At 62.2% G+C, this 14946-nt stretch carries 14 protein-coding genes; 7 read left to right on the forward strand and 7 right to left on the reverse strand.

What is annotated here, in order from left to right; all coding sequences use genetic code 11:
* Window positions 1-70 precede the first annotated feature (70 nt).
* Window positions 71-1351, reverse strand: a complete 1281-nt coding sequence (eutH, locus tag ACOZJV_RS27975; protein ID WP_078471633.1) for an ethanolamine utilization protein EutH — start codon at window positions 1349-1351, stop codon at window positions 71-73.
* A gap of 201 nt (window positions 1352-1552) precedes the next feature.
* Complete coding sequence (locus tag ACOZJV_RS27980) at window positions 1553-3073, reverse strand: aldehyde dehydrogenase family protein (protein ID WP_020295261.1); 1521 nt, start codon at window positions 3071-3073, stop codon at window positions 1553-1555.
* 391 nt (window positions 3074-3464) lie between these two features.
* Between ACOZJV_RS27980 and ACOZJV_RS27985 the strand changes: the two genes are divergently transcribed.
* From ACOZJV_RS27985 to ACOZJV_RS28000, 4 genes are all read left to right on the forward strand, one after another.
* Complete coding sequence (locus tag ACOZJV_RS27985; protein ID WP_078471634.1) at window positions 3465-5384, forward strand: sigma-54-dependent Fis family transcriptional regulator; 1920 nt, start codon at window positions 3465-3467, stop codon at window positions 5382-5384.
* A 139-nt stretch (window positions 5385-5523) separates the two neighbouring features.
* The gene (gene mpl / locus ACOZJV_RS27990) at window positions 5524-6873 is read left to right on the forward strand and encodes a UDP-N-acetylmuramate:L-alanyl-gamma-D-glutamyl-meso-diaminopimelate ligase (protein ID WP_078471635.1); all 1350 of its coding nucleotides are present in this window, start codon (window positions 5524-5526) and stop codon (window positions 6871-6873) included.
* Complete coding sequence (ubiX, locus tag ACOZJV_RS27995; RefSeq protein WP_020295264.1) at window positions 6870-7502, forward strand: flavin prenyltransferase UbiX; 633 nt, start codon at window positions 6870-6872, stop codon at window positions 7500-7502. Before mpl ends, ubiX begins: the two co-directional genes overlap by 4 nt.
* Entirely contained in the window at window positions 7495-7782 is a 288-nt protein-coding gene (locus ACOZJV_RS28000; protein ID WP_078471636.1) for a YceK/YidQ family lipoprotein, read from the forward strand. Before ubiX ends, ACOZJV_RS28000 begins: the two co-directional genes overlap by 8 nt.
* Window positions 7783-7815: 33 nt before the next feature.
* On the opposite strand, the gene ACOZJV_RS28005 is transcribed toward ACOZJV_RS28000, so the two are convergent.
* From ACOZJV_RS28005 to ACOZJV_RS28015, 3 genes are all read right to left on the reverse strand, one after another.
* The gene (locus ACOZJV_RS28005) at window positions 7816-8457 is read right to left on the reverse strand and encodes an oxidoreductase (protein WP_078471637.1); all 642 of its coding nucleotides are present in this window, start codon (window positions 8455-8457) and stop codon (window positions 7816-7818) included.
* A 28-nt stretch (window positions 8458-8485) separates the two neighbouring features.
* A complete protein-coding gene (locus ACOZJV_RS28010; protein WP_201128172.1) occupies window positions 8486-10204 on the reverse strand; it encodes a C13 family peptidase in 1719 nt (572 codons plus the stop codon).
* A gap of 103 nt (window positions 10205-10307) precedes the next feature.
* Window positions 10308-10763, reverse strand: a complete 456-nt coding sequence (locus tag ACOZJV_RS28015) for a MaoC family dehydratase (protein WP_020295268.1) — start codon at window positions 10761-10763, stop codon at window positions 10308-10310.
* A gap of 179 nt (window positions 10764-10942) precedes the next feature.
* Here ACOZJV_RS28015 and ACOZJV_RS28020 point away from each other — a divergent pair, with 179 nt between their 5' ends.
* From ACOZJV_RS28020 to ACOZJV_RS28030, 3 genes are read left to right on the forward strand one after another with little or no spacing between them, the layout of a single operon-like run.
* Window positions 10943-11305, forward strand: coding sequence for a CidA/LrgA family protein (locus ACOZJV_RS28020; protein WP_078471640.1), 363 nt, complete (start codon window positions 10943-10945; stop codon window positions 11303-11305).
* Complete coding sequence (locus ACOZJV_RS28025) at window positions 11302-12018, forward strand: LrgB family protein (protein ID WP_020295270.1); 717 nt, start codon at window positions 11302-11304, stop codon at window positions 12016-12018. The genes ACOZJV_RS28020 and ACOZJV_RS28025 overlap by 4 nt, the downstream gene beginning before the upstream one ends.
* 9 nt (window positions 12019-12027) lie before the next feature.
* Entirely contained in the window at window positions 12028-12618 is a 591-nt protein-coding gene (locus tag ACOZJV_RS28030; RefSeq protein WP_078471641.1) for an LON peptidase substrate-binding domain-containing protein, read from the forward strand.
* Between the two features lie 64 nt (window positions 12619-12682).
* Here the strand turns inward: ACOZJV_RS28030 and ACOZJV_RS28035 are convergent, their stop codons facing one another.
* Window positions 12683-13999 carry a bifunctional DedA family/phosphatase PAP2 family protein gene (locus tag ACOZJV_RS28035; protein WP_421548967.1) on the reverse strand — a complete coding sequence of 439 codons (1317 nt, stop codon included), beginning with the start codon at window positions 13997-13999 and terminating at the stop codon, window positions 12683-12685.
* Between the two features lie 88 nt (window positions 14000-14087).
* Entirely contained in the window at window positions 14088-14774 is a 687-nt protein-coding gene (locus tag ACOZJV_RS28040) for a DNA-3-methyladenine glycosylase (protein ID WP_201128160.1), read from the reverse strand.
* Between the last annotated feature and the right edge of the window lie 172 nt (window positions 14775-14946).

Consider the following 14946-nt stretch of genomic DNA (forward strand, 5'->3'; position numbering starts at 1 on the left):
ATGCCACCTTTTTCGACCGCTGTTCCAGGCGCTTGCCCGTGTACGTGCAAGCCGGTGTTGCGCGCCGTCCTCAGGCCGTGGCCTTGTGTCCGGCGGGCAACGGGGCCTCGGGCTCGGCGTCGCCCAGGTATTCGCCTTCGGCGATGATCCCGGCAGCGCGATCCTGGGCTTCCAGCTCCAGGGCCTTGGGCACCGATAACCAGTAAGCCAGGCCCACGGCGATGAATCCGGCGCTGATTTTGCCGATCAGCACCGGGAGGATGATGGTCGGTTGGAAGTTGGCGGTGAACGACAGGTGGTCGCCCAGTAGAAAGGCCGCGCACACACCAAAGGCGATGTTGATCACTTTGTCTTTGGGCGGCATGAAGCGCACCAGGCGGAACATGGCCAGGATATTGGCGATGGTCGCCAGCATGCCGGCACTGCCGACGGCGCTCAGGCCAACCTTGCTGCCGAGGTTTTCCAGGGGCTTGCCCAGGTATTTGCGCAACAGGTAGACCATGGGGAAGGCCCCGGCCAGCATGATGCCGATGTAGCCGGCGGTTTCCAGGGCGCGGGTCTGGTCCTCGGCGTCAGCGATGATCGGATGGAAGCCCCAGCCGCCGAATACCAGCGAGAACACCCCGGTGAAGTATTCGACGATGGAAAACACCAGCACCAGCTTGATCGCCGCGTCCATGGCCCGGCCGAAAATGATGAAACCCTTGATCATCATGTCCGGCAGAAAGCGCAGGCCGACGGCCAGGGCCACGACGAAGATCAGGATCGGCAGCAGGTTGGCAAAAATACTGCCCATGCCCAGGGCCAGTTGGTAACCGGCCTCGCCATTGGTGGTTACCAGGTCGCGCACCAGTGGGTTGCTGAACGCCAGGATCACGCTGGCGATCAGTACGCCGATGGGGATGGTCAGGATCCCGGACATGATTCCCAGCGCCATGTATTTATGGTCGCGCTTGTCGAGCATCGCCAGGCCCATGGGAATCGAGAAGACGATGGTGGCGCCGCCCATGAAACCGGTGATCAGGGCCATCACCAGCGCTTCCTTGCTGGCCGCCAGGGCCGAAGCCAACTGATAGCCGCCCATGTCCGAGGCGATGATCATGGTCGCCGCCAGCGCCGGGTCGGCGCCCAGGGAGTTGAAGAACGGGCCGAAAACGCTTTCGATCACCACCGTGAGGTAGGGGATGGAGGCCATGATCCCGGCGGCCGGTACGAAGATGTACCCGGTGGCGTGGATGCCCTCCATGAATTCTTTGCCCAGCCCTCGGTCGCTGTCGTAAATCGCGGCGAATGCCCCGAGCACGGCGCAGAGCATGATGAGGTAGAGCACGTAGTTGCCGATCTGATCCATTAGGTTGTTCCTTGTTCTTATTGTTCTTTAAAAGCCGCGTGGACTTTCAGCACGACAGCCCGATGCGAGGCCAATCGGGAATTTCTGACAGCAGCATCCCTCTCGGCCAGTCGTGGACGCCGAAACGGATGGAGGATGGAGGGGCGCTTCAGGCCCTGGCGGGCCGGAACCCCCGGCGACCTGGGTCGCCGGGGGCGTGGATCAGAAGAAGCCCAGCGGGTTGATGTCGTAGCTCACCAGCAGGTTTTTGGTCTGCTGGTAGTGATCGAGCATCATCTTGTGGGTTTCACGGCCGACACCGGACTTCTTGTAACCGCCGAACGCGGCGTGCGCCGGGTACAGGTGGTAGCAGTTGGTCCAGACGCGACCGGCCTTGATCGCCCGGCCCATGCGGTAGGCGCGGTTGATGTCGCGGGTCCAGAGGCCGGCGCCGAGGCCGAACTCGGTGTCGTTGGCAATCGCCAGGGCTTCGGCTTCGTCCTTGAAGGTGGTGATGCTCACCACCGGGCCGAAGATTTCTTCCTGGAACACGCGCATATCGTTGGTGCCCTTGAGCAGGGTCGGCTGGATGTAATAGCCGGTTGCCAGGTCGCCGGTGAGTTTTTCCACCTTGCCGCCGGTGAGCAGTTGCGCACCTTCCTGCTTGGCGATTTCCAGGTAGGACAGGATTTTGTCGAATTGTTGCTCGGAGGCCTGGGCGCCGACCATGGTGTCGGTGTCCAGCGGGTCGCCGCGCTTGATCTGCTCGACCTTCTTCATCACCACTTTCATGAAGTCGTCGTAGATCGACTCTTCCACCAGGGCCCGGGATGGGCAGGTGCAGACTTCGCCCTGGTTGAAGAACGCCAGCACCAGGCCTTCAGCGGCCTTTTCAATGAACTGCGGCTCGGCCTTCATGATGTCGGCGAAGAAGATGTTCGGCGATTTGCCGCCCAGTTCCACGGTGGACGGGATGATGTTCTCGGCGGCGCATTTCATGATGTGCGAGCCCACCGGAGTGGAACCGGTGAAGGCGATCTTGGCGATGCGCTTGCTGGTGGCCAGGGCTTCGCCCGCTTCCTTGCCGAAACCGTGTACCACGTTGAGCACGCCTGGCGGCAGCAGGTCGCCGATCAGCTCCATCAGCACGCTGATGCCCAGCGGGGTTTGCTCGGCGGGCTTGAGTACCACGCAGTTGCCGGCGGCCAGGGCTGGGGCGAGTTTCCAGGCGGCCATCAGCAGCGGGAAGTTCCACGGAATGATCTGCCCGACCACGCCCAGGGGTTCATGGAAGTGGTAGGCGGCGGTGTGCTCGTTGATTTCGGCGCTGGTGCCTTCCTGGGCGCGAATGCAGCCCGCGAAGTAGCGGAAGTGGTCGGCGGCCAATGGAATGTCGGCGTTGAGGGTTTCACGCACGGCCTTGCCGTTGTCCCAGGTTTCGGTGATGGCCAGCAGTTCGAGGTTCTGTTCGATGCGGTCGGCGATTTTCAGCAGGACCAGGGAGCGATCCTGGGCCGAGGTCTTGCCCCAGGCGTCGGCGGCAGCGTGGGCAGCGTCCAGGGCCTTGTCGATGTCTTTGGCGGTGGAGCGCGGGAATTCGGCGATGGCCTTGCCGTTGACTGGCGAAGTATTGGTGAAGTAGTTGCCATCGACCGGAGCGACAAACTCACCGCCGATGTAGTTGCCGTACTTGGCCTTGAACGAAACGATAGCGCCTTCAGTACCGGGGTGTGCGTAACGCATGGTGGGTATCTCCTGGCTTTTGTGCTTATAGGGGAGGACGCGCTGTTGCGCTTGTTAAGCCTAGAGCAAAGGTCGGGCCAGCGTGTTGCAGGCCCGCAGAATCAAGGGTTTTGTAGTGTTTCGACAGGCACTTGGCGGCGGGCTGTGACAGATATGGCACAGCGGTGAGTGACAGTTTGTCACCTGTATGGCACAACCTGTGACTCATCAGTCGAGTCGGCATTGCAATGAATCCGCCGCAGGAGGATGCTGGTTTGCTTGTGAAATTCACCCGTCCCGTCTGTCGCTGTTGCCTGGTTGCGAACGGGTCCAGGGGCTTCCAGCCATCTTGCGGCAGCGGCCAGAGGTGGTTCCGTCTGAGCGTGACAGCGCAGCAGGAGAATAATAAGAAATGCATAGCAGTAATCATCTGACCCGGCACGCCCAGCAAGTGCTGACCGTTACCCAGGGCAAGGCCCGCTTGCAGGGCCCGGGCAGCGACCCGTCGATCGCCCGCTCGTGGCTGCGTTGCCTTGAGGATTACCACCTCGACCCGGCCCAGGCCATGGCGCCGACCGTGCTCGAGCAGGGGCGGGTCCTGGAAAGTCGCGAGCGCTTGCAGCAAGTGCTGCAGATTGCCGGCAGCGAGATGGCCAGCCTGCATCAGCAATTGTCCGGTGCCGGCCATGCGGTGCTGTTGACCGATGCGCGCGGGGTCATCCTCAACTGCATTACCGCGCCCACCGAGCGCAAGATCTTCGAGCGCGCCGGCCTGTGGCTGGGCGCTGACTGGAGCGAAGCCTGCGAAGGCACCAACGGTATCGGCACCTGCCTGGTGGAGCGTCAGGCGCTGACCATCCATCAGGATGAGCACTTTCGCGGGCGTCACACGGGCCTGACCTGTTCCGCCAGCCCGGTGTTCGACCCTCACGGCGAGCTGCTGGCAGTGCTCGATGTATCGTCGGCACGCCAGGATGTCTCGCGGCAAAGCCAATTCCACACCATGGCCCTGGTCAACCTTTCGGCGAAGATGATCGAGAGCTGCTATTTCCTGCGTTATTTCGACAACCAGTGGTTGCTGCGTTTTCATTTGCAGGCCGAGTCCGTGGGACTGTTCAGCGAAGGGTTGCTAGCGTTCGACGGTGATGGGCGGATCAGTGCGGTGAATCAGAGCGCGTTGAACCTGTTGGGGCATGTTCGTGGCGGTTTGCTGGGGAAACCGGTGGAGTCGTTCTTCGATTGTTCGCTCGATGAGTTGCTGAGTCGGGCCAGCGTCAATGCCAGCGCCAGTTGGCCATTGCGCAGCCGTGATGGGCGCAACCTGTTCGCCCTGCTGCGTGGCCAGCCGCGCACGGTGCCGCAGCCGGTGGTGATGCCGGCCCCTGTGCTCGAACGCCCACGGCTGCCGGGCATATGCCTGGGCGATGCGGCGCTGCAGGACGATTTTCGCAAGGCCCTGAGGGTCTTCGAGCGCGATGTGCCCTTGCTGATCAACGGCGAAACCGGCTCCGGCAAAGAGGCCTTCGCCAAGGCCGTGCACCACGCCAGCCAGCGTGCGGAAAAAGCCTTTGTTGCGCTCAATTGCGCGGCGATTCCGGAAAGCCTGATCGAGAGCGAGTTGTTCGGCTATCGCGGTGGCAGCTTTACCGGCGCTCGCAAGGAAGGCATGCGCGGCAAGTTGCAACAGGCCGATGGCGGCACGCTGTTTCTCGATGAGATCGGCGACATGCCCCTGGCCATGCAGACTCGCCTGTTAAGAGTGCTGGAAGACCGGATGGTGGTGCCCATTGGCGGCGAGCCCCAGGCGGTGAACGTGCGGATCATCAGCGCCACCCACCGCGACCTGCTGGAGCGGGTGCACAACGGCAGTTTTCGCGAGGACTTGTACTACCGCCTCAATGGCCTGGAAATCGGCTTGCCGGCGTTGCGCCAGCGCAGTGACAAATCCCAGTTGCTGGACTTTCTCCTGGCTGAAGAGGCCGGTGAGCAGGCGGTGCTGCTGGATGCGGCGGCGCGCCAGGCGTTGCTGGACTTTCATTGGCCGGGCAACGTGCGCCAGTTGCGCAATGTGCTGCGGACGCTGGCGGCGCTTTGCGAGGATGGGCGGATCGTCCTCGAAGATCTGCCGGCAGTTATCCGTCACAGCCGTCCGGCCCCCGTGGTGGCCACGGTCGAGGATATTTCGCAGCACCCGCTGGATGATGCCGAGCGCCTGGCGCTGCTCAACGTCCTGGAGCAACAGCGCTGGCACATGACCCACACTGCCGAGCAATTGGGCGTCAGCCGCAACACCCTGTATAGAAAGCTGCGCAAACATGGCATCGCCCGCTAGCGCCCCGTAGGGGATACCTCGGGGAGGACAAGCGGCTACAGCGAAGGCCATAAGCTGCGGCGTTCGATCTGCTCGGCAGCTAAAGAGTGCGAATTGCAGCCCTCTACGCTAACCTGCCGCGATGTTTACGAGGTCGACTATGCACATTCATATTCTCGGTATTTGCGGCACTTTCATGGGTTCAATGGCGGTTCTGGCCAAGGAGTTGGGCCATCGTGTGACCGGTTCCGATGCCAACGTCTATCCACCCATGAGCACCCAGCTCGAGGCCCAGGGCATCGAGTTGACCCAGGGTTACGACCCGGCGCAGCTCGACCCGGCGCCAGACCTGGTGGTCATCGGCAATGCCATGTCCCGCGGTAATCCGGCAGTGGAATATGTGCTGAACAAAGGCCTGCCCTATGTCTCCGGCCCGCAATGGCTGGCCGAGCATGTACTGCGAGGTCGCTGGGTACTGGCGGTCGCCGGCACCCATGGCAAAACCACCACCAGCAGCATGCTGGCCTGGGTGCTGGAGCACGCAGGCATGAGCCCGGGTTTTCTGATTGGCGGTGTGCCGCAGAATTTCGCAGTCTCGGCCCGTTTGGGTGACACACCCTTTTTCGTGATCGAGGCCGATGAGTACGACAGCGCCTTCTTCGACAAACGCTCCAAGTTCGTCCACTACGGCCCGCGCACCGCGATCCTCAATAACCTTGAGTTTGATCATGCGGACATCTTCCCCGATCTGCCGGCCATCGAGCGGCAGTTCCACCACCTGGTGCGCACCATTCCCAGCGAAGGCCTGGTGATCCATCCGACCACCGAGCCGGCCTTGCAGCGAGTGATCGACATGGGCTGCTGGACCCCGGTGCAGACCACCGGCGCGGGTGGCCAATGGCAAGCCAGGCTTCTCAGTGAAGACGGCTCGCGCTTCGAAGTGCTGTTTGAAGGTGTGGTTCAAGGCGTGGTCGAGTGGGACATGACTGGCCAGCACAACGTCGCCAATGCCTTGGCCACTCTGGCAGCGGCGCGTCATGTGGGTGTGGTGCCTTCCATGGGCATCGACGGGTTGAGTGCGTTCAAAAGCGTCAAGCGGCGCATGGAAAAGGTCGCCGAAGTACAGGGCGTGACCATTTACGACGACTTCGCCCACCATCCGACGGCCATCGCCACCACCTTGGACGGCCTGCGCAAACGCATTGGTGATGCTCCGCTGATCGCCATCATCGAACCGCGCTCCAATTCGATGAAGTTGGGTGCCCATCGAGATGGCCTGCCGGAAAGCGTCAACCAGGCCGACCAGGTGATCTGGTATGCCCCCGCCAATCTCGGCTGGGACCTGGGCGCGACCGCCGCGCTGTGCTCGGTGCCGGCCATTGTCAGTGACTCGCTGGAAGGCATCATCGAGCGCGTGAAGAGCCAGGCCAAACCCGGTACTCACGTGGTGATCATGAGCAACGGCGGTTTTGGCGGCCTGCACGGCAAACTGGCTGAGGCCCTGCAATGAACAACGGTCCGGAACGCATCACCCTGGCCATGACGGGCGCCTCGGGCGCCCAGTACGGCTTGCGCCTGCTCGATTGCCTGGTCCGTGAGGATCGGGAAGTGCACTTTCTGATCTCCAAGGCCGCGCAATTGGTCATGGCCACCGAAACCGACGTCTCCCTGCCGCCCAAGACGCAGATGATGCAAGCCTTCCTCACCGAGTACACCGGTGCGGCGGCGGGGCAGATCCGGGTTTATGGCAAGGAAGACTGGATGTCGCCCGTGGCCTCGGGCTCCGGCTCGCCGGCGGCGATGGTGGTGGTGCCGTGCTCGACCGGAACCCTGTCGGCCATTGCCACGGGTGCCTGCAACAACCTGATCGAGCGTGCGGCCGATGTCACGCTCAAGGAGCGTCGCCAGTTGATTCTGGTGCCGCGCGAGGCGCCGTACTCGAGTATTCATCTGGAGAACATGCTCAAACTGTCGAACATGGGCGTGACCATTCTGCCGGCGTCGCCGGGCTTTTATCACCAGCCGCAGACCATCGATGACCTGGTGGATTTTGTGGTGGCGCGGATTCTCAACCTGCTGAACATTCCCCAGGACATGCTGCCGCGCTGGGGCGAGCACCATTTGAGCAGTGATGAGTAGGGCGTTGCTGGTGGCGTTGATCGCCCTGCAACTGGGTGGTTGCGCCACCGCGCGCACCCTCAATGCCGCCCAGCCGGGAGCGCCGGTGGTGTACTCGGGAACCCGCCTGGATTTGTATGCGATGCAGGGTGGCTGTTGCGCCATGGACCGTTTTGGCGCCGAGGCGCCGAGCTATCCCGGTGTCGACCTGCCCGCCAGCGCTGTGCTCGACACGCTGCTGTTGCCGTTGTCGGTCCTGACGGTGTTGGGTGTGGGGTTCCAGGCTACCGGCGGGCTGTAGCGGCGCTTGCTGGAGTGCCGCGCCAGCCCGGTTCTATTTGCCCAGCTTGCGTAACTCGTCGGACTCAACCACCCGAACCCCGTCCTGTTCTTCCAGGGCCAGGCGCCACATGGCACGAGCCAGCTGGCAGGCTTCGATACCGCGGTACTTGCCGGGAATCAGTTTGGACAAGGGGCCGGCCAGTTGTTCCGCCAGGCGTGGCTCAAGGCGCTCGCCCAGCAGCAGCGAAGGGCGGCAGATGGTCAGTTGCGGCCAATCCTGGGCTTGGAGCGCCTGCTCCATTTCGCCCTTGACCCGGTTGTAGAAGATCGAAGACTGGGCGTCGGCCCCCACGGCGCTGATCACGATCAGGTGCCGCGCGCCCATTTCCCGCGCGCGCTTGGCAAAGGCCACCACCATATCCAGGTCCACGGCACGAAACGCCTGTTCCGAGCCGGCCTGCTTGATGGTGGTGCCCAGGCAGCAGAAGGCGATGTCGACCTGGCCTGTGAGTTGCGGCAAAAATACAGCCGGGTCGCCCACCGGGTTTTCCAGGTGCGGATGCTCGCTCAACGGGCGGCGGCTGGGTGCCAGAACGCGGGTCACGGTGGGTTCGTTGAGCAGGCGATCAAGCAGGTGTTCGCCAGTCAGGCCGGTGGCTCCAGCGAGCAGGATATGCTGAGGCGTCAAGTACATAGTGTTTCCCCCTTGATACTGTTTCAGCTTAGTTGCTCTTTGCTTCCTTGCTGTTGATTGAGACACTTTGCAGCGCTTTTCGTGCCTGCTGTTTTCGCAATTGTTGCCAGTGCGCCAAGACCCCCTTGGGCGCCCAGATCTGCGGTTCCGAGGCTTCGAAATTATCGGCCTGCTCACGTTCGGCGACGTTGGCCCGGGCCAGTTTGAAGGCCTGCTCCAGATCATCGGTCTGGTTCAGCGCCTGGGCGAACAGCGCATCGCCAAAGTAGGTGAAATCCGCTTCCTCCGAGCAGCCGAAAGACACCCGGTCGGCCTGCGAGGCGGTCATGATCAGCGTGCGTTCGTCCTTGAGCGCCGGGATAAAGCCGCCGGAGTAACAGGCCGAGATCACGATGATTTTGTCGCGGTTCTTCAGCGGGGCCAGAGCCGTCGCCAGCTCATCGGCCGGCAGGTCGGCCAGCTCCAGACGCGGCTGATCGAGCACCAGTTCGTGGGCGCTGGTGCCGTGGCTGGTCAGGTAGATGAAAACAAGGTCTTCCGGGCCGCTGCGTTCGGCCAGGGTCTGGGCCGAGCGGTGCAGGCTCTCCCGGGTGGCCATGGGCCGGTCGGCCAGGTGGTCGCGGTGGTTGACCAGGCGGATCTGGCCGTAGGCACCGAAACGGCTGGCGAGCATGTTGCTGACGTAGTCGGCTTCGCGCAGGAACACGCTTTGCTTGCCGTCACCGGCCAGTGTCAGGCTGTACAGCTCTATCGCCGGTGTCGAGGCGGGAACGTTGGTCAACGCCTGTTCGAGCAGGCGCCCCTGGGCCAGCAAGCCGAGCTCCAGTGGGTCCGGCAGCAATTTGCCGCTGGCATCGCGCACGCGCAGGCCGTTGATCCAATCGCCGCTTTGCACGGTGCCGTCACGCAATACCAGCACCCCATGGCCCTGGTAGCTGTCGCTGTCGAAACCGCCGATATAAAAACTGCCGTCGCTGAGGTTGAGACGACCCTGGCCGCTGAAGCGCCAATCGCTGAATTGCCCGACATAGTGGCTGCCGTCGACGCCTATCAGTTCACCTTTGCCGCTCAGGGCGCCTTCTTTGAACTGGCCGATCCACACGTCGCCATCCGCGTTTTCGTAACGCCCCTTGCCGTGCAACTGGTTCTGCTTGAAGCCGCCGACGTAGATGTCGCCCTCGGCACTGTTGAAAGTGCCGTTGCCTTCGAGCTGGCCATTGACGAAGTGGCCGCTGAACTGATTGCCGCTGGCGTCGCTGCGCTGGCCTTCGCCATTGGGCTTGCCGTGGGCGAACTGGCCCTGGTATTGGCTGCCGTCCTCCAGTTCCAAGCGCCCCAGGCCGGAATAAAGGTCGGCCTTGAACTCGCCACGGTAGGTCATGCCACCCTCTTTGAGGGTGCCTTCACCATCGCGGCGGCCAAACTTGAAACCGCCGGTGTAACTGCTGTCCTGGGTGGTCAGGCTGCCCTGGCCGTGGAACAGGCCTTGCTGGAACTGGCCGCGATAGACCTCGCCGTTGCTGCCATGCCATTCGCCGTTGCCATGCCATTGGCCATTTTCGAATTGTCCTGCGTACCAGCTGCCGTTGGGATAGTCGATGCGCCCCTGGCCCTGCAGCAGGCCGTTGACCACGTCGCCCCGATAGCGTCCGCCGTCGGGCAGCCGGGCGTCGGGCGGCAGCAGCGATTCGCCGTCTCCGCAGGCGGCGAGCAACAGGGTCAAAACCAGGGGTACAAGTGGGCGCATAGCGGGATCCGGGTAATTAGGGGACCGAGTATGCCGTAGCCATGTGGCTTATATATAGAGAGGCCGTGCGAAACAGCGTGAGCTGTTTCGCATCAACGGTGTTTCAGACGAAGCAGAGCGACAGTGGCTCGGCGATATAGGCGGGTTTTTCCTGGCCTTCGATTTCCAGGGTGGCGGTGGCCTTGAGCAACCACTGGCCGGGTTTCTTTTCGGTGACTTCGGTGAGGTCGACCTTGAGTCGCACCTTGGAGTTGACCTTGACCGGCTGGATGAAGCGCACGCTGTCCAGGCCGTAGTTGACCACCATCTTCAGGCCTTCAGGCAACACCAGGATGTCTTCCATCAGCTTGGGAATCAGTGACAGCGAGAGGAAACCATGGGCGATGGTGCCGCCAAAGGGGGTTTGCGCAGCCTTGACCGGATCGACGTGGATAAACTGGAAATCGCCAGTCGCCTCGGCAAACAGGTTGATGCGCTCCTGGTCGATGGTGAGCCATTCGGAACGTCCGAGTTCCTTCCCGACATAATCTTTGAGCTCTGCAACAGGAACGTAGGGCATTGAGACTCTCCTTGGTTTATCGGTTTTATAGTTTTTCACGGGGTGGGGGCGGTGCCCTGACAACCACTTTAGATCATCATGGCCAATTGCTTGGGTCAACCATCCATGCTTTTGGCGAATGCCGGTCCATAGCCCTTGCGTGCTTATAATGCGCGACGCGTTTTTGCTGGAGAGTGGGGATGTTGTTACGCGGTCTGACATGGCTGGTGCTGTTCCAATTGCTCGGCACGGCGATCAATCATCTGTTTCTGCCAATACTGCCGGGGCCTATCGTCGGCCTGCTGCTGATGCTGATCTTCCTGATTGCACGGGGCGAAGTCGGGGAGCCCCTGAGCCTCGCGGCCAGCAGCCTGCTGCGTTACCTGCCGTTGTTGCTGGTGCCGCCGGCCGTGGGCGTGATGGTCTATGCCAAAGACATTGCCGCTGATTTCTGGGCGATCGTCGGTGCACTGGTGCTGTCCCTGGTGATTTCCATGGCCTTTGTCGGCGTGCTGATGCAGAAGCTGGTCAAGCGCCAGGCGCGGCGGGAGGAAGGGCAATGACGTTCGACTGGCAAGGCGCCTGGGCGGCCGTGATTCACCACCCGTTGTTTGGCATCGGCATTACCCTGGGGGCTTATCAACTGGTGCTGGCGGCGTTCGAGAAAACCCGCTGGATCTTTCTGCAGCCGGTGCTGGTGTCGATGCTGCTGGTCATCGGCGTGCTGCTGGGCTGTGGCCTGACGTACGCCGAGTACCGAAAGAGCACCGAGATCCTGAGTATTCTGCTGGGCCCGGCCACGGTGGCGCTGGCTGTGCCGCTTTATCTGAATCTGCGGCGGATCCGGCAATTGTTCTGGCCGATATTTACTACGCTGGTGGTGGGTGGCGTGGTCGCTACCGGCCTTGGCGTATTGCTGGGCTGGTGGTTTGGCGCCGAGCACATGATCTTGATGACCATGGCGCCCAAGTCGGTGACTTCGCCGATTGCCATGCTGGTGGCCGAGCAGATCGGTGGTGTGGCGGCCCTGGCGGCGGTGTTCGTGCTGATCACCGGAGTCATCGGGGCTATTTTCGGCCCGAGCATCTTGAATCGCCTGGGTGTCCATAGTCCTGAGGCGCGCGGCATGGCCCTGGGCATGACGGCGCATGCCGTGGGCACCTCGGTGGCCTTGCAGGAAAACGAAGAGTGCGGTGCCTTTGCGGCGCTGGCGATGAGTCTGATGGGCGTGGCCACGGCGGTATTCCTGCCGCTGGCGGTGTCGTTGGTGGTTTAAGGATTTTTTATGAGCCTGGCGCTTTTTCCGCTGAATACCGTGCTGTTTCCGCAGTGCATCCTCGATCTGCAGATTTTCGAGGCGCGCTACCTGGACATGATCGGCCGCTGCATGAAACAGGGCAGTGGTTTTGGCGTGGTCTGCATACTCGAAGGCGAGGAGGTCGGCAACGTGCCGGAAGGCTATGCGCTGATCGGCTGCGAAGCGTTGATCACCGATTTTCATCAACAGGACAATGGCCTGCTGGGCATTCGGGTCAAGGGTGGGCGGCGTTTTCGGGTGCTCAGCAGCGAGGTGCAGAAGGACCAACTGGTGGTCGCCCAGGTCGAGTGGCTCGACGAGGCTCCGGAGCAACCGTTGCAGGATGAGGACGCCGACCTGATCGCCTTGCTCAAGGCGCTGGCCGAGCATCCGATGGTCGAGGCCTTGAACATGGGCACGGAAGCCACCGGCCAGCAGTCGCTGGCGAACCAGTTGGCCTATCTGCTGCCATTTTCAGAACTGGACAAGCTGGACCTGCTGCAACTGGATGATCCGCAGCAACGCCTGGATGCGATCCAGGCGCTGTTGGATGAGTTGCAGGGCGAGCTTTTCGCCTGATCTCTGAATGTTGGGCTGCAAGTTCAGCCTGACGGCCCTTGCCACCACTCTCTAGCGGATTTCCTCAATAGGCGTAGCGCAGCAGGGCGTGGGGCAGGTGCCGCATGGCCATAAATGCGCACAGCGCAATCATGCTCGGCAGCACCAGCCACCAGACCCTGGCTGGCATTGCCGGCAAAGGCGTCTGACGCTGGCTCAGGGCCAGGCTGGCGGCACAGACGCAGGTCGCGAGCATCGCGCCGGCCAGAATATCGGTCGGCCAATGCGCCCCGAGGTAGACCCGCGACAAGGCGATCGAAGCGGCCGGCAGGCAGCCCAGCAGCAGCCAGGTCAGGCGCATCCTGGGTGGCTGGCCGCGCCCGGCAAGTACCGCCAGGGTCAGGAACAAGGCAAAGGCGCCGGAAGAATGGCCGCTGGGCATGCTGTAGCTGGTCAGTGGATCGGTCAGCACCTCGGGGCGGACCCGGGCGAAGAACCACTTGCTGCCGGTGTTGGCCAGGGCGGTGCACATCAGTGTGGCGCCGGCGAAGATCGCCTGCCGCCATTGGCGGGCAATCAACAGCAGCAGGGTGAGCACGCCGCTGATGATGAACATGGCTCGGAACTCGCCGATCTGCGTGACCATCACCATGATCCGGTCCAGGGAGGTGCTGCGATGCTCCTGCACCAAGGCAATCAGGCCCTGATCGAACTGGATCAGGTAGGGGTAGCCGATAAACAGCCCGGCCAGGATCACCAGGCTCATCACACTCATGATCAAGGTGGCATTGCGGTGTCGACGCAGGCTGCTGGTAATGCTCAGGCCCACCAGCACGGCGATGCTGCCGACCACGACTCCCGCCTCGGGCCAGAAACCCTCGGGCAGCGGCAGGCGTATCGCGGCGCCGGTGGCCCAGCCGGGCAGTAGGTAGGCAACGGTCCAGCCGGCAGCGGCCAGCAGGCTGACGGCAATAAAGCGGGGGAAGGGCATGTCGAACATGCCGGCGACCATCGGCAGCATCGGCCGCAACGGCCCGATAAAACGACCCACCAGCAGGCTGGCGATACCATAACGCTGAAAATACGCTTCGGCGCCGCTGATCCATTGCGGGTGTTGGCGCAGCCCGGGCAGTCGACGAATGCTCTGATGAAAATGTCTGCCGAGCAGGTAGGAAACGACGTCGCCCAGCAGCCCCCCGAGAAACCCCAACAGCAGGGTTTCGCCCAGGGACAACGCGCCGTTGCCAGCCAGCACGGCAATCGCGAATAGCAGCACCGTGCCGGGCACGATCAGGCCGGCAATCGCCAGGCACTCGACACAGGCCACAATAAATACCGCGGCGGCCAGCCACTGCGGGTTGGCCGTCAACCAGGTGGTCATGCCATCGAGCCATGGGCCCATAAAGTCAACTCCGTCATGTGCACATTGAACGCAGAAGCGCGCCAGATCGCGATAGCGCTATCGCGGGCAGGTTCGTTGCTGCGGGATTTCAGTCGAGCAGAAAGTAATCGCGTCCTTCGACTTGGCCGCGACGCAAGGGGTTCCGTGTGCAATAAGGCGCGTAGGACGCGTCGACGAAGCGGTACATCAAATGCTCGTCGCGGCCGTGGGGAATGCCCAGGCGGGTGGTCTGGATAATCTGTCCGACCGGGGTGCCGACATCTTCGACAAACAGCAGCTCCTGATCAAAGCGCTTGGCATCCCAGATTGGGACTTTCAAGCCCAGGGCCTTGCACAGCAGGGTCTGGCCGGCGCACAGCTTTTGCGAGGGGCGGGGGCGGCCACTGGCATCGGGGTTGTTGAGCAGCATTTGCGCCAGGCTGGCCGGGCCAGAGACCGCGTCGACCCAGGGGTAGGCCGATTTTATCAGCACCGCGTTGCCCGGACCCTGAGCGCTGAAATTCAGCGAATCGCCGCCGCGGGCGTAATACATGTAGATGTGGCCGCCATCCAGAAACAAAGCCTTACGCTTTTCTGTGTAGCCGAGGGAGGCGTGGCTGCCTTTTTCCTCGCAGTAATAGGCTTCGGTCTCGATAATGCGCGCCGATAACCACAGGCCGTCGACTTTATGCCGGATGATTTTGCCCAGCAGTTCGCGGGCCAGCAGTTGCGCATCACGGTCGAAGAAGCTGTCAGGCAGGGCGTTGGGCAGGTCTGCGTTGGTCAGAATGGACATGGTGGCAACGGTGGGCGACGAGAAATGTGACGCAATGATATCAACATCAGCCTTAACCCATGCTTAACGCACGCTATTTGCCCTCCATTTTGACCATCCGCCCGTGACCGCTGTCCGTGGGCCGATGCGACAGCTATAATCTGCCGCTTTCCTCTTTGCCAAGACCACACCA

The organism is Pseudomonas sp. QD4, from assembly GCF_049199125.1.
Taxonomy (GTDB): Bacteria; Pseudomonadota; Gammaproteobacteria; order Pseudomonadales; family Pseudomonadaceae; genus Aquipseudomonas.

Coding starts and splice junctions, on each gene's coding strand:
- eutH (WP_078471633.1), bottom strand. CDS start 1,351: ATGGATCAGATCGGCAACTACGTGCTCTACCTCATCATGCTCTGCGCC.
- ACOZJV_RS27980 (WP_020295261.1), bottom strand. CDS start 3,073: ATGCGTTACGCACACCCCGGTACTGAAGGCGCTATCGTTTCGTTCAAG.
- ACOZJV_RS27985 (WP_078471634.1), top strand. CDS start 3,465: ATGCATAGCAGTAATCATCTGACCCGGCACGCCCAGCAAGTGCTGACC.
- mpl (WP_078471635.1), top strand. CDS start 5,524: ATGCACATTCATATTCTCGGTATTTGCGGCACTTTCATGGGTTCAATG.
- ubiX (WP_020295264.1), top strand. CDS start 6,870: ATGAACAACGGTCCGGAACGCATCACCCTGGCCATGACGGGCGCCTCG.
- ACOZJV_RS28000 (WP_078471636.1), top strand. CDS start 7,495: ATGAGTAGGGCGTTGCTGGTGGCGTTGATCGCCCTGCAACTGGGTGGT.
- ACOZJV_RS28005 (WP_078471637.1), bottom strand. CDS start 8,457: ATGTACTTGACGCCTCAGCATATCCTGCTCGCTGGAGCCACCGGCCTG.
- ACOZJV_RS28010 (WP_201128172.1), bottom strand. CDS start 10,204: ATGCGCCCACTTGTACCCCTGGTTTTGACCCTGTTGCTCGCCGCCTGC.
- ACOZJV_RS28015 (WP_020295268.1), bottom strand. CDS start 10,763: ATGCCCTACGTTCCTGTTGCAGAGCTCAAAGATTATGTCGGGAAGGAA.
- ACOZJV_RS28020 (WP_078471640.1), top strand. CDS start 10,943: ATGTTGTTACGCGGTCTGACATGGCTGGTGCTGTTCCAATTGCTCGGC.
- ACOZJV_RS28025 (WP_020295270.1), top strand. CDS start 11,302: ATGACGTTCGACTGGCAAGGCGCCTGGGCGGCCGTGATTCACCACCCG.
- ACOZJV_RS28030 (WP_078471641.1), top strand. CDS start 12,028: ATGAGCCTGGCGCTTTTTCCGCTGAATACCGTGCTGTTTCCGCAGTGC.
- ACOZJV_RS28035 (WP_421548967.1), bottom strand. CDS start 13,999: ATGGGCCCATGGCTCGATGGCATGACCACCTGGTTGACGGCCAACCCG.
- ACOZJV_RS28040 (WP_201128160.1), bottom strand. CDS start 14,774: ATGTCCATTCTGACCAACGCAGACCTGCCCAACGCCCTGCCTGACAGC.